Source organism: Microcoleus sp. Z1_A1 (genome assembly GCF_036700305.1).
Lineage (GTDB): Bacteria > Cyanobacteriota > Cyanobacteriia > Cyanobacteriales > Microcoleaceae > Microcoleus.
The window spans coordinates 33,197-46,790 of record NZ_JAUBOR010000017.1 but is presented as its reverse complement, the minus strand read 5'-3'; the positions used below and the strand labels follow the sequence as shown (position 1 = coordinate 46,790).

The following is a 13,594-nucleotide window of genomic DNA, read 5'->3' as shown; positions in this document are numbered from 1 at the left end:
TGAGCATGGTACAACATATCATATCGTTTCCGGTTGCATCGAAATTATTAGTAGCCGAAATTAGGAGACGGCAGTGCCGTCTCCCTACCCAAAATAACATTGTAGGGAGATGGCACTGCCGTCTCCTCTATCATTTCCAAGAGTGCAACCGAAATTGATATCATATCAAGCCAATGCCCAATGCCCAATTCTCATTTACCAATCAATAAAATCATCCTCACCTAACTCAGAAGATAACTCGGAAAAATCAGGTTCAGATTCCAATCTAAAAGTTTCCGACTCCCAAATCTCCAAGTCATCAGACAAATCGACTACTTGCCCGTCAAACATATCAGCCCATTGCCTAGCCCTATTCGCGACATCTCGCGCGTCATCACGCACCGCTATAGCCTGAGCGTTAAAGTCAGTTTGAGAGTCTGTAGAACCGTTTGTGGGCGATCGCGATTCGGAAATTGCCGGCACATTAACAGCGGTATTTTCAGTCGCAGGCGGGTGTTTTTGTTCTTCTCTACCCTTCCCCAAAAAATCATCTGTAATCTCAGAAGCCGCCGACTTCTGCACCTGTTGGCCCGCATCATCCGCAGGATGAGAATTGCTGGCATTTTCGCCACCACGTCCGTTAGAAGTTGGCAAATTCTTGGTGCGGGAACTATTAGTTTCAGCGGGATTTGTCAAGCCCACCTTTACTGTTACTCGACGGTTAAAAATTTGCAAAAAAGCTTCTGCAATATTAGCTACTTTGTCTTTAACCATATTGAGCAACGGCTGCGAACTAATCTTAACATAAGCAGTATCATTGCTAAAAATTACTAGCTGTCCATGTTGACGAAGCAGCGATTGAGTTCCATGGGGCCGCACGCGGTCAAGTACCTGTTCCCACACTCGATTTAAATCGATTTCATCGCCTGAATTAGCCGGGGAATAATTTGTTTGATTCGTTTCCGCAGTTGGTGCAGGTGCAGGAATCGCTGCAGGAGGTGTGTTTTCTATTCGATTAGCCACAGGCGGCGACTGCGGCGGAGGATTTTGCGAATTGGGAACAGAAGATTGTTCAATATTAGATGTTTGACTTCCTCCCGATTGTAGGGGCGGTGCCCCCGTGCCCGCCCTTGGTTGGGGGGGGTAATTTTGTGGTGGTTGAGCAACATTTTTCGCTGGTTCGGCTGTTGGTTGCTGCTGAGTTCTAATTGCTGATGGCAATAATCCCAACAGCGTTACTTCCAGCCACAAACGCGGCTGAGTGGTGTTTTTAATTTGCACTTCGTGGGTTTGCAAATGTTTCTGACCGGCCAAAATCAACTCGGCATCCCAATTGCGGGCAAAATCCCCCAGTTTTTCCCAAGTGGCCGATGTTAAAGCTACTAAATCTGACCGTTTCGGGGCAGCTTTGGCTATTAGCAAATCTCGGTAAAAGCTCGCGAGACTTTGCAGCACGATTAGCGGTTCCCGACCGCGATCCATTAGGTGACGAGTCATGTCTATTAATGCTGTAGCGTTATCTGTATCAATAGCTTGCAGCAAATCCATTAAATCATTTTCGGGAACCGCACCGACTAAATCCCAAACTTTTTCGACTGTTACTTGACCGGGAAATAAGCTCAGTTGGTCGAGCAAACTTTCGGCATCTCGCAGACCTCCTTGGGCGATTTGAGCAACCATTTGTACTGCATCACTGGCAATATTGATGTTTTCTAATTGGGCAATTTTGTGCAAGTGAGCAATCATTGCTTCGAGTGGTATGCGGCGGAAGTCGAACTTTTGGCAACGAGAAATAATAGTTGGTAATACTCTTTGTGGGTCGGTTGTGGCGAGGACGAATACAACGCGATCTGGCGGTTCTTCTAATGTTTTCAATAAGGCATTAAATGCCTGGGTACTGAGCATATGAACTTCGTCGATTACATATACTTTATAGCGGCACTGTACGGGCGAAAATTGAGCTCGTTCAATCAAATCCCGAATGTTATCTACTCCGGTGTTGCTGGCGGCGTCAATTTCGATGACATCTAGTGTCGAACCTCGGGCAATTTCTTGGCAAACGTTGCATTTGCCACAGGGTGTGGGGGTGGGGGCTACCGTAGAAATACAGTTGAGGGATTTGGCGAAAATTCGGGCACTGGAGGTTTTACCGGTGCCTCTGGGGCCGGTGAATAGATATGCTGGTGCTATGCGCTCTTGTAGGATGGCGCTGGTGAGGGTTTGGGCGATCGCCTCTTGACCGACTAATTCGGCAAATGTCTGAGGGCGATATTTGTGGTGCAGGGGTTCGTAGGTCACGATCGAATATTGGTGGTATTAGCTGTAATCTTAGCTAAGGAGACGTTGTTCGATCGCAAAGAGAGCTCGACTCTCACAGCAAGCCGCCCGGTGGGCTTGCACGGGGGGAGTGAGCCAACAGTAGGAATTAGCACTCTTCAATGTCCGCCCCTCGATCGTCCGGGCGATCGACTGTTCTGCTTGATGTTTTCCGCAGCTCGCTTCCAGAGTTAGTATTAATTTATGTGTATTTCTTTTTATTTTTCTAGAAAAGGAGACCCCCGAACCAACATTTTTTTTAGCTGTATTGGTATAATATCTTACAGACAATTCACCATTTCTATTGGCCAGTACCAGCGCACGATTTTCCGATATTTCGGAAACCTGCTTGCAGTTAAAGATAAAGTATTAATTAGAGGGTGCGTGTTCCAGTTGCAGAAATCCAGTTGTACCAAGATGATGGTGGAATGATGTCAATGTTGGTTGATCCAGTTGCACTACCAGCTCTACTCTGGAGTCCTGTATAAATATAGCGTCAAATTTTACCCTTTAAAAGCCCATGTCAACCCAAATAATCCTTGTAGAACCAAGGTTGGCAGTAGCCTCTCCCAAACCTAAACAGGCTAAACCCGGAGATCCGTCCTCAGACCAACTCTTCATGGGAGCGTCGGGATTACTGTTGTTATTGCTTATCGGTTTAGCTGTGTTTACCAAGCTAAAACTCGACGATTTGAGCAAAAAGCTCAAGTTTGAGGAGTTTAGAAATCGAGAACTCCAGAAAAAATACAAAATGGCTCTGGAAACCATGTCAAAGATGGAAAAGAATCCCGACCTTATCCACTCGCGAGACTTTAATTTAGACTACCTGAGAATGCGAATGGCGGAAGAAGTCTTTCACTTTGCCATTGTGAATCAGATTAAGGTAAAAGTCAAAGAGAAAATTAGTATTGCCCTGCGTCCGACTCAGGCTGCAGTGGGAGATAAAAACGGGAATGCCGGCAGTGGCAGGCAAGTGGATTCGATGTTTGATATCGAATACGAAACTGGCGATCCGGCGGTAAAAATAGAAAAACGAGTGCTGTTTCGGATTCAAATTAAGCTGATGAAACTGCCGACTCAGGCTACATCAGCGACAATTAATCAAATTATTGACTGTTTGGAAACTTATCTGAGTCCTTCAGACGACCACGACAGTTGGCAGCCGACAATTCAAGGTCGCATCGTTCATATTGAGTGGGATCAAAAAGCCAAGCCGACGCCGATGTTGGTGCTGGAACAGTCGAATGAAGGGGTGAATGTTACCTTTAGGACTACGAGAACGCCTGCGGGCCGACCTGCAAATGACCTTGAGAGCCAGTTGACAGGAGCGAAAGGCCAAAAAAACGGCAAAAGTAGTTCTAAAACTCCAGCCAAAGGTGCAACAAAAAGTCCTGCCAAGGTAGGAGGAAAGCGTCCCGGTTCTCGGAAATAAGTTGAGGTGGATTAATATTATTTTCCCGAAAGAACGCCTGTGGCAGCCGCTGTTGATGTATCTTGTGCGAGGTAGCCGTCTTCCATGTGAATAATGCGATCGGCTATGTCTAAAATGCGGTTGTCATGGGTGACAAGCAAAATAGTGCTGTGCTGTTCTTTGGCTAAACCTCGCATGATTTCTACCACATCTCGACCTGATTTACTGTCTAGTGCTGCTGTGGGTTCGTCTGCTAATACTAATTTCGGCTGGCTGACTAATGCGCGGGCGATCGCAACTCTTTGTTTTTGGCCGCCCGAAAGACTGCTTGGGTAATAATCTATTCTGTCTCCCAACCCCACAGCTTCCAGAATCCCTTCTATTTTATCATTAGTTTCTTTGTTAGAAAGATGGTTGTGTAGGTCGAGGGACATTTGCACATTTTGCCTAGCACTCAAGCATTTCAGCAAATTATGAGCTTGGAAAATATAACCGATGTCGCGACGGACTTGTACTAATTTATTTTTCGGCGTTCCCCGCAATTCTTGGTCGAGAATTTTCAGACTACCTTCTTGGATAGATCGCAAAGCTCCAATCAAGGTTAACAATGTTGTTTTACCAGACCCCGAAGGCCCCGTCATTAGCACGATTTCGCCCGGATAAATTTCTAGGTTGATGTCAAATAATGTCTGTTTGCGAAGTTGACCTTCGCCGAAAGAATGGTTTAGATTTTTAATTGAGACAACTGGTAGAGTGTTCATGGTTATTAGTTATTAGTTATTAGTTATTAGTTATTAGTTATGAGTTATGAGTGTTTTTTTATTTCATAATTCCTCATTCTTTAATCCGTGTATCCGTGTCAGAATCCGTGTCGTGCCTTCCTTCCTTAAAAAATATCCGCCGGATCTGCCGCCTGCAACTTCCTAACCGCGATCGCCCCCGATACAAAACACATGACTGTTGTCATGACAAACACAGTTACAACTTTCCCCAAAGTCATGTACATCGGCAAACTCGTAGCAGTTCTCGCTAAATTGTACAGCACCACAGAAATCCCAAGTCCGGGCAAATAGCCCAGGATTGCCAAAATTAAAGCCTCTTGAAAAACCACACTCAAAAAGTAACTGTCTTTATATCCCATCGCCTTCAAAGTAGCGTATTCTGGCAAATGGTCAGTAACATCAGTATAGAGAATTTGATAGACAATCACGATGCCGACAATAAATCCCATAGCCGCGCCGAGAGTGAAAATAAATCCGATCGCCGTGCTTTCCTCCCAATATTTTCTCTCAAAAGCTACAAACTCTTCTTTAGAAGCAATAGTCACGTCTTGTGGTAAAGTTGCCCTCATTTTTTCAATAACCGCCTTGACATCAGTTCCCGGCTGCAAGTGAACAATTCCGACATCAATTAAGCCTCTAGTTCTTCTACTGTTAAAAATCCGCAGAAAGTTCAAATCGCTGGTAATAATATTGCCATCAGCACCGAAAGATGCTCCTAGAGTAAATAACCCCTCTACAGTAACGCGGCGGTTGTCTATTTCAGTTTCCACAGGCTTTCCCTGGTTGAAATAGTCTGCTACTGGCCCAAACTCCGGGCGGGAAGCTCGATCGAATAAAACGACATCTGAAATTTTGATTTTGTCCAAATTATCCTTAACTTCCGGCAGATCAAAGATGGGACGATTGGGGTCAAAACCGATTATCATCAGTTGGCGGGTATTGTTTTTGTCTGGTGCGGGATTTTTCCACAAACCAAAGCCTAGATATACCGGGCTGATTCCGGTAACGCCGTTAAAACTCAAAGCTTGATACAAACGCCGTTGGGGAAAACTTTTCATGGCTATTAAAGCCGTTGACTGGGTGCTGGTGATAAAAATATCTCCTTTTAATTGCGAGTGAAAGCTGATGGAACTTTCAAACAGCGCATCTCTAAATCCAAACTGGATAAACATCAGCAAGTCGGCAAATCCAATGCCGGCTAGCGCGATTACTAAGCGCATTTTTTCGCGAGTTAACTGTGCCCAAGCTAGCGGTATTTTTGCCATAAGAGTCAATCAATTTTAGATTTTAGATTTTAGATTGGGGATTTTGGATTGAATAATTTTAGGATTTAAGCACGGGTGTTGAGAAACCGGGTTTTTTACCCTTATATTTGATTCACACCCTTAATCTCGGTAAAAAACGCGGTTTCTTGAGTGCCCATGCGTAAGTTTGGTCAACGTAAAATTTAGATATCTATTTTAACTTCAACCTGCAAGTTTGTTAAGGTTGCAACTTTTTTGCTCGACTCGGGATCGAGGCGAATTCTTACTTCGATAACTCTAGCATCAGTGTCGGCGGCGGGGTCGGTATTCAGGACATCTTTTTTGCCGATTTGTTTGCCGATGCGAGCGACTGTTCCTGCCAAAGTGCCTGCCAAAACGGGGCTGGTGACTGCTGCGCGCTGGCCGTTTCGCACTTTGGCGATGTCGGTTTCATAAACTTCTGCTACGGCGTACATTTGATCGGTGCCGCCTAGTTCTACGATGCCGTCTTGAGTGTTGACACGTTCTCCTTGTCGGCTGTGAACTTTGAGAATGTAGCCGGATACGGGTGCTTTGATGTAACTTAAGTTTAAGTCTACTTGAGCTTTTTGTTTGGCGGCGATCGCACTTTCTACGGCGGCTTGGGCTGCTTGCACATCTTCGGGACGTACTTCGGCAATTTGGTCTAGATTTGCTTTGGCTTGATTGATTTCTTCTTGGCCAGTTTCTGCTTTTTGTTTGAGTATTGCTTCGGCTTGATTAATTTGTTCTCTACCTGTTTCTATCTTTTGATTTAAGGTGGCTCTGGCTTGGTTAATTTCCTGCCTACCAGTTTCTAATTTGCGTTTGAGATTGGCTCGCGATTGATTGATTTCCTGCTGGCCTGTTTCTACTGTTTGTTTGATTGTTGCTTTCGTTTCGACTATTTGCTCTTGCAGTGTTTGCACGGTTTTTTCTAATATAGCTTGCGCTTCTTTGACTCTCTGGCGAGCCGTCTCTACTGCTAAGCGTTTGGTGTCGTAGGCGGAAGCAGAAATTGCGCCTGTTTCGGAGAGTTCTTTATTGCGTTTTTCCTCGGCTTCGGCGTTGGTTAATTCGGCTTTTAGCCGATCGACTGTAGCGTTTTGAGAGGCAATTTCGCCCCGCAATTGAGCTTCTAACCTAGCCAATTTGGCTTGCTGCACCTCTGTTTCTCTTTGGAGTTGTGCCTCAAATTTAGCAAGATTAGCTTGTTCCGCTTCGGTTTCTCTTTGCAGCGCGGCCTCGAATTTGGCGACGTTAGCTTGTTCGGCTTCGGTTTCTCTTCGCAGTTGAGCTTCTAAGCGGGCGACATTGGCGGCTTCGGCTTCGGTTTCTCTTTGCACTTGTGCTTCAAACTTGGCAACTTCTGCTTTCCCGGCGCCGACAACGCCTGTTTTTGCGCCTGCTTGAATTTTCGCTAATTCTGCTTGTTTGACTTTGACTTCTTTGTCGGCTTGTTGGAGGATTGCTTGGAGCCGATCGCGCGTATCGAGAACTGCTATGATTTGTCCTTGACTGACTCGATCGCCCTCTTCCACCTGCAACTGTTCAATTCTTGCTCCCTCCGACGCCGAAGGGGCCGACAATTTGATAACTTCCCCCTGGGGAGTCAACCTACCCAAAGCGGTAACGCTGTTGCGGGTGGCGACGGAAGTTGCAGCCGCCGTTGCAGCCGCCGCCTTTAACTCTTCGGCTTTTCTAATTTGAGATACTTGCCAAAAACCGACTCCTGTGGTAATTACAGTGGCGGCGATCGCTAAACCGATGACTCCTCGCCCTGGGGGTTTTAAAAATGATTTATCCTTAACCCGTGATTCCTTTACCATTACTTATAAAGTAGGTGATTTCCTGATTAAGTTTTTTCCACCCACTATGAAGTATTGTAAACCAATTTCAGCTATTTAGGGATATCAAAAAGCACCTCGGTCATGTAATGTTCTGCCCAATCTTGACCGAAAGCTTTTTCGAGTACGCGGCGGGTTTTGTCGTTTTGCTGCTGCTGGGTGCAGTAGTAAATTTGAGCGTCTAGAATTTTCGATCCTTCTGCGGCAGAGACTGGTTCGCAAGCGACTGCCTGTTGGCAGTGAATTTCAACGTAGGATTGAACAATATCCAGAAACCGAGTTTCTTCTTCGAGAGACTCTGGCCGCACAAACAGACAAAATTCTGAGAAAATATCCCCCCATTCGGGAATTTGGCGGGGACAAGAAAATTGGTCTATCTGCAAACTTTCCAGTTGGGTTCGGTAGGTTTCCGACAAAGTTCGATCGGGATTGAGGGGAGAAAGGTCTGCGATCGCGGCGCTAACTTGGCCTTTGCCTGCTACTATATCCGTACCGAACATCGGCAAAGCATAATTCGGTCTGGGAAACATCACGCAGTGCAGTATGTCAAGTACCGGCCCGACTTTAGCGAGTTCGAGGTGTATTTTGCGGAACTGGGGCGTTTGATAGCAGCGGTTTTCAATGATCAGTTTTTCTCCTTCCAAGCGCCCTTCTACGTATCCCAACTCAGCGGGCAGGTGGTAGGGTTCGAGGTCGAGATAGCGGTGCCATACTGCTTCCATCCGGTCTGCTAAATCGCGGATGAGATGGTGCTGTTGTTCGCGCAGAGAAGGCTGGGATATTTCTAACATTCCTATTTATCGGGGGATAGCTTAATAAAACTTGATTCTACTCTTGCAGGATGCAGGAAAAAACGTAGATACTTTAACAATATCAGTAGATTGACTTACGATCGAGCAAGTTTTACAGGAGATGAGTGTATGTTTGGTCTGGGATTGCCCGAAATGGGCATTATTGCGGTAGTCGCTATTCTAATTTTCGGCCCCAAGAAGATTCCTGAGTTAGGAAATGCTTTGGGTAAAACGCTGCGGAGTTTTAAGGAAGGGGTTGGTCAATCTGAGGATGAAGCTGTTGAGAAGGATAAAGAGGAAGAGGGTCAGCCGAAAGTGTAAATTAGGTTTGTAGTGAGGATTTTAGTCCTCATTTTTAAGGGTTCAAGCGCTCACTACGAACCTATTCGGGAAATTTGCCTTCTCTAACTTCAAGGGAATAATCTTTCACAGCTTGGGTAATTGTTTCTCGCAAATTCGCGTAAGCTTTCGCAAAAGGCGGCTGTTTTTCAGAAAGTCCCAGCAAATCGGAAGTAACTAAAACTTGACCGTCGCAGTGCGGCCCTGCGCCGATACCAATGGTGGGAATAGTTAATTTTTGGGTAATTTGAGCGGCTAAGTCTGCGGGAATGTGTTCTAAGACGATCGCAAAGGCACCGGCTTCTTGAAGCGCGATCGACTCTGCTATGATGCGATCGGCAGCTTCAACAGTTTTTCCTTGTTTTTTGTAGCCGAGTTGGTGTACCGACTGCGGAGTTAAACCGACGTGTCCCATCACTGGAATTCCGGCGGATGTTAGCTGCGAAACTGTGGCGGCCATTGCTGGATATCCACCTTCTAATTTTACAGCTTGAGCGCCGGTTTCTTTCAAAACTCTCCCCGCCGATTGCATGGCTTGCTGGGGACTTTCTTGATAGGTTAAAAACGGCAAATCGACAACAATTAATGCTTGTTTAACACCGCGACGCACTGCTTTAGCGTGGTGCAGCATTTCATCGAGAGTGAGGGGCAGTGTTGTCTCGTAGCCCAATATGGGCATTGCCAGAGAATCGCCGACTAGGATGATATCTACGCCTGCTCGATCGATGAGTTGGGCGATCGCATAATCATAAGCTGTCAGGGCAACAATTGACCGCCCTTGTTGTTTCCACTGAATTAATTGATGAGTAGTGACTGACATTTTAGTGCAAAAATATAATATTATCTGTCTTCTACAAAAACATCCTCAAAGTCTCTATAACCACTCAACACCCTTTCAATTTGGATACCATTTTTAATAACGCGGTAAAAAATTACATATTTATCTACAGGGAAACTGCGTAGAGACGGTGCTAATTCCTCACGACTGCGCCCCATTTCTGGAAAATCTGCTAATAAACGAAATTTTTCCTGAAAAACATTAAGAAAATGGTTGGCTGCATTGGCGCTAAACTGCAACAGATAGTTCGTGAGTTCCCTTAAATCTTGCTTGGCGGGGGCACTCAAAGTGTATCGACTCATTTTTCACCCTCATCGGCTTGCTGAATCTCCTCACGCAGTTCTCTTAACACTTCTTCACCATCAAAAACCTCTCCGCGATCGGAAGCTTCAATTCCAATCATTATTTCCTTGCGGAGTTCCTCTAAACGCACCAAGCGTTCCATTTCTCGTTGTTCTAGCAATCGTAACGCAGCCCATACCACTTCAGAAGCTGATGAGTATCTACCGTTGTTGACTGTTGACTGAACAAACTGCTCTAGTTCGGGAGTTAAGGATATGTTCATTACGTTGAGTCACCTATTTGAGTCAACTACTATTTCCCATAATAACAAAAAACTATCAAATTTTGCGATCGGGATTTTAAACAATGAATCAGAGACAAGTAAGCTCTCATGTAGGTATAGCCAGCATTTAACGTTAATAATTTAGATTTTACACCCGAATATAGCTTTGCATTCCCTCCGCCGGCAAAACAATCAACCGCTGATTTTTAAAGTCCGGTTCTAAACCCAAATCTTCGAGGGGAATTAAGCCGAGTAAAGGTTCTTCTCCTGCGGGAATTTCTACACAATCATACCTGCCTTCCCGTTCAGCTACGGCAAGACTGACATCTTTGAACAGACGAAATGGTCGAGTTCCTATTGCTGTATTTCCTTGGATTTCACCAACTAAAGTTAAACCTAACTGACTGATAATATCTGCTGGTAAACAGAGTCGAGTTGCTTTTTTATCTACTAGGACGTTATCGATGGTGACCGATCGTATTTGCTCTGTGGCGATAAATCCTCTTTCTGCTAGCATCTTGTCTACTTCGTTGGTGACGGTTATTGTTGCGGTAAGTCGGCCCATTTTTTATCCTTTTGTTTTGCTATAGAATGTTGCCGTTGCCTTTCGACTAAACGATCTACAATCGAGGTTGCCTATTTTACATTTTAACAATATTTGTAACTAAAAGCGCTGTTGTTCTTTATTCTTTAAATTGGGTTGAGAAATATGGCAACTTAATAGCAAAAATGTTCTCTAATTATTGAATTACGAAGCTTCTGCCATTCTTGTTTAGAAACATCTGCACGAGTTTTGTCACCCGATGGATCGCGGATATCCCAAATTGTATCTGCAATCCGATCTAGCGATCGCCCATGATAACGATAATCGAAGTCCCAGAAAGCATCACCGACGCAATCTCCTTGTGTAGTAATCATTTCTCGATCGACTGTACTACGAATAGCATTCCATTCGCGGATGTAGGCCGAAGAATCGTCAGAACGCAATTTGCGACCTCCTAATTGAGGATTCACTCTATAAAAAAACCAATCCGTAAACCTATCCACAGCTTGAGTGCGTGATTCATAATCGCGCGCTGTAGCAATGTCTAGATTGGAACCAGCGAGTACAAGGGCTATAGCTAACGCACACAACCCTAAAAACTTCGATTTTGACTTAAGTGAAAGTGATTTAGTTAGCACGATTAAACCCAATAAAAATTATCAATATCCCAGATATAGCTGCCAATAAATCTTTTATTTCCATCCATCTTTAGAACAAGAAATCCCTCCTGTTTTAGGTGCTAGAGTAGATAAACACCAATAACTTTTTCCATCAAACACAACGCCTTTTTTGATATATTGTAACTCAGATAGAGGTTTCCACGGTCGGTCGATATTAGACTCGTCATAATATCGATATTGTTTTCCCTTTACCTCTAAACCCTGAGCCGAACCTCCCAACCAATAACGACCTTCTTGAATTATGTTTGATGACGATTTTTGTTGATTGCTATCTGTCTTTTTCTCAATCCACCAATTCCTCACAAAACGTTTTGTATTTTCAGCACCTCTTGTCGTAGCGACTATAACTAGCAGTTCTCCTTGTTGATTGATAAACTCAAAACGACAAGGCCCCTCTCCTGTACCAGAACAATCCTTAATCTCTTTATATCCTAAATCAAATAGCTCTTTAACCGAACGATCTCTGAGGTTAGGTTGACCCTGTAAGCTTGGCTGCCACCCTTGTTTAATCAGGATTTGACGCGCCTCTTTGTATGGCATACCTTGTTGAATAGGTATTTTTTTTTGGGCATTTACAGAAGTTTCAAGGCTGACTAGAACTTTTTTATTTAAAGCCTCGATAGTTGAATTTTCTTCTGGATGATTCAGGTGATTTTTTTTAGTTGTTGTATCGATGTTTGCACTATTTATGCTGGGAAGTTGTTGCTGCGGGGCAGCATCGGCCAAACTTGTAGATCCAATGGCGATTAGTCCCATCAAGGCTGCAATAATTCTGGTTGTAACAAGAGTGCGATCGCATATCCAATTTTTCATACTCATCGGTTTAAAACCTTTCTTTTTACAATCAATGCTGCTTGCGGCGTAAGGCGATCGAGTCTCACAATCCACAATTGGAAATATACATTTCGCGTCGAATTGCTGACCATTCACTAATGCCGATCCGATCGCTTTTGGGAATGGGCTGTCCGGTTCGTTGAGGATGGCGGCTGTAAAAAATTGTATCTGCAAGTAAATCGTAGGTTTGCTCGTAGGTTTCGCCGTTAATTGTCGTGAATTCCCATCCTGTCTCTTCTGGGGCTGGCATAAAACAGACTTCTTGTACCGACTTAACTCGCGGATCGATCGCTTCGCGCAATCTCCGCCATTGATTGCTATATTCGCGATCGCCCCCATGGAGTTTGCGATTGTTTAACTGAGGATTAACCCTGTAGAATAAGAAATCAGTCAATCGATCGACGGCTTGTTCTCGCGATTCGGCTTTGGCTAGATTGGGGCTGCTGAGGACAAGGGCGATCGCGATCGCACAAATTATTGATAATCTGGAGACGGGTTTAATTGACAGCGACTTGATTAGCATAAGAGTCTATAAACCGGGTTTTCATGAAAATACTTGGTTACCGTCCGTAGACTCCGCACAAACCCGGTTTCTTTGGTATTTATGAACATATTACAACAATAACCTGTTGATTTCATGTAACACTTCAGCTAACGTGGGTGCGGAAGAGGCCACAATATTTTCTTCACTCTCTTCATGCTTATGGTGAGGTAAATTAGGTAAATTCAACTTAGGTTTATGGTCAGCATTATCATAACGAAAAATTAGATTTTCCGACGAATTAACATAGTGATATGAATACATATCCCGCTCAACTTCTGTAATTACATAGACAAACTCGCGCAGATGAAGTAATGAGCCATCTGGAAAGTAAACCCTCCCCCGCAAAAACCCGGTATAACTATCACGTTTGGCTTCTGTCAGTTGAAAAGACTCAACTGCTGTACAAGCAGCAATAGCCTCCCGAATTTGCTCAAAATACTCCTCAATGAACAAACTATGCCTCCCTCATTTCACTCACTAATTGAGCTGTGGCTAAATCGGCGGTGATTGTGGCTATAGTGCCATACCGCCGGGACTGCGGCGTTACAAAAAATTCAATACTGTTTAATTCCTTAGCATTATCTTGCAATCTCTTCAGCATCCTAGATTCACCAATCCACTCATCAAAGTCGGGACTATGATGTAATTCATCATTGCTAAACTTGCTTAAAAACTCTTGAGTGGAAAATTGATATTGAGTTTCAAACTCTCTCAATCTCTCCTCAGTGACTCTAATTCCATCGGCGAGTAATTGTAACTCTTTAGTAATCGCATCTGTGACGAAACGCAGGATTGAGTCTGGGCGTTCACAGATGATTTTGATTTCAGCCATTCTTGTGACTCCTTTTGAAGCTTAGATTAT

The 13,594-nt window shown here is 44.3% G+C and carries 17 protein-coding genes; 3 read left to right on the top strand and 14 right to left on the bottom strand.

Features of this window, described 5'->3' with window-relative positions:
* Window positions 1-195: 195 nt before the first annotated feature.
* Window positions 196-2,277: a DNA polymerase III subunit gamma/tau gene (locus tag QT973_RS13590; protein ID WP_333054757.1), complete on the bottom strand. Its 2,082-nt coding sequence runs from the start codon at window positions 2,275-2,277 to the stop codon at window positions 196-198.
* Here QT973_RS13590 and QT973_RS13585 point away from each other — a divergent pair.
* Window positions 2,254-2,490 (top strand): hypothetical protein, encoded by a 237-nt coding sequence (locus QT973_RS13585; protein ID WP_333208245.1) that lies wholly within the window; start codon window positions 2,254-2,256, stop codon window positions 2,488-2,490. The two genes, QT973_RS13590 and QT973_RS13585, sit on opposite strands and share 24 nt — an antisense overlap.
* A 325-nt stretch (window positions 2,491-2,815) precedes the next feature.
* A complete protein-coding gene (locus QT973_RS13580) occupies window positions 2,816-3,727 on the top strand; it encodes a hypothetical protein (RefSeq protein ID WP_333054755.1) in 912 nt (303 codons plus the stop codon).
* Between the two features lie 17 nt (window positions 3,728-3,744).
* On the opposite strand, the gene QT973_RS13575 is transcribed toward QT973_RS13580, so the two are convergent.
* The 4 genes from QT973_RS13575 to QT973_RS13560 all read right to left on the bottom strand — a co-directional run bounded on the left by QT973_RS13575 (window position 3,745) and on the right by QT973_RS13560 (window position 8,388).
* Window positions 3,745-4,467 (bottom strand): DevA family ABC transporter ATP-binding protein, encoded by a 723-nt coding sequence (locus tag QT973_RS13575; protein ID WP_333054754.1) that lies wholly within the window; start codon window positions 4,465-4,467, stop codon window positions 3,745-3,747.
* Window positions 4,468-4,592: 125 nt separating this feature from the next.
* The gene (gene devC, locus QT973_RS13570; protein WP_333054753.1) at window positions 4,593-5,753 is read right to left on the bottom strand and encodes an ABC transporter permease DevC; all 1,161 of its coding nucleotides are present in this window, start codon (window positions 5,751-5,753) and stop codon (window positions 4,593-4,595) included.
* A gap of 182 nt (window positions 5,754-5,935) precedes the next feature.
* A complete protein-coding gene (locus tag QT973_RS13565; RefSeq protein WP_333233488.1) occupies window positions 5,936-7,579 on the bottom strand; it encodes an HlyD family efflux transporter periplasmic adaptor subunit in 1,644 nt (547 codons plus the stop codon).
* 71 nt (window positions 7,580-7,650) lie between these two features.
* Window positions 7,651-8,388, bottom strand: a complete 738-nt coding sequence (locus QT973_RS13560; RefSeq protein ID WP_333208240.1) for a phycocyanobilin:ferredoxin oxidoreductase — start codon at window positions 8,386-8,388, stop codon at window positions 7,651-7,653.
* 129 nt (window positions 8,389-8,517) lie between these two features.
* Between QT973_RS13560 and tatA the strand changes: the two genes are divergently transcribed.
* The gene (gene tatA / locus QT973_RS13555) at window positions 8,518-8,709 is read left to right on the top strand and encodes a twin-arginine translocase TatA/TatE family subunit (protein ID WP_006632937.1); all 192 of its coding nucleotides are present in this window, start codon (window positions 8,518-8,520) and stop codon (window positions 8,707-8,709) included.
* A 61-nt stretch (window positions 8,710-8,770) separates the two neighbouring features.
* On the opposite strand, the gene panB is transcribed toward tatA, so the two are convergent.
* The 9 genes from panB to QT973_RS13510 form a co-directional block, all read right to left on the bottom strand.
* Window positions 8,771-9,547 (bottom strand): 3-methyl-2-oxobutanoate hydroxymethyltransferase, encoded by a 777-nt coding sequence (gene panB, locus QT973_RS13550; protein WP_333271008.1) that lies wholly within the window; start codon window positions 9,545-9,547, stop codon window positions 8,771-8,773.
* Window positions 9,548-9,567: 20 nt separating this feature from the next.
* Window positions 9,568-9,867, bottom strand: a complete 300-nt coding sequence (locus QT973_RS13545; protein ID WP_333054748.1) for a type II toxin-antitoxin system RelE/ParE family toxin — start codon at window positions 9,865-9,867, stop codon at window positions 9,568-9,570.
* The gene (locus tag QT973_RS13540; RefSeq protein WP_333054747.1) at window positions 9,864-10,130 is read right to left on the bottom strand and encodes a type II toxin-antitoxin system ParD family antitoxin; all 267 of its coding nucleotides are present in this window, start codon (window positions 10,128-10,130) and stop codon (window positions 9,864-9,866) included. The genes QT973_RS13545 and QT973_RS13540 overlap by 4 nt, the downstream gene beginning before the upstream one ends.
* 148 nt (window positions 10,131-10,278) lie before the next feature.
* Window positions 10,279-10,695 carry an aspartyl protease gene (locus QT973_RS13535; RefSeq protein ID WP_333054746.1) on the bottom strand — a complete coding sequence of 139 codons (417 nt, stop codon included), beginning with the start codon at window positions 10,693-10,695 and terminating at the stop codon, window positions 10,279-10,281.
* Window positions 10,696-10,847: 152 nt separating this feature from the next.
* Window positions 10,848-11,264 carry a hypothetical protein gene (locus tag QT973_RS13530; RefSeq protein WP_333391517.1) on the bottom strand — a complete coding sequence of 139 codons (417 nt, stop codon included), beginning with the start codon at window positions 11,262-11,264 and terminating at the stop codon, window positions 10,848-10,850.
* Window positions 11,265-11,366: 102 nt separating this feature from the next.
* Entirely contained in the window at window positions 11,367-12,167 is an 801-nt protein-coding gene (locus tag QT973_RS13525; RefSeq protein ID WP_333054744.1) for a hypothetical protein, read from the bottom strand.
* Between the two features lie 64 nt (window positions 12,168-12,231).
* On the bottom strand, window positions 12,232-12,711 hold the full coding sequence (locus QT973_RS13520; protein ID WP_333054743.1) for a hypothetical protein: 480 nt from the start codon (window positions 12,709-12,711) through the stop codon (window positions 12,232-12,234).
* Between the two features lie 90 nt (window positions 12,712-12,801).
* Window positions 12,802-13,185 carry a toxin-antitoxin system TumE family protein gene (locus QT973_RS13515; RefSeq protein ID WP_333054741.1) on the bottom strand — a complete coding sequence of 128 codons (384 nt, stop codon included), beginning with the start codon at window positions 13,183-13,185 and terminating at the stop codon, window positions 12,802-12,804.
* Between the two features lies 1 nt (window position 13,186).
* Window positions 13,187-13,564, bottom strand: coding sequence for a hypothetical protein (locus QT973_RS13510; protein WP_333054740.1), 378 nt, complete (start codon window positions 13,562-13,564; stop codon window positions 13,187-13,189).
* Window positions 13,565-13,594: the final 30 nt, after the last annotated feature.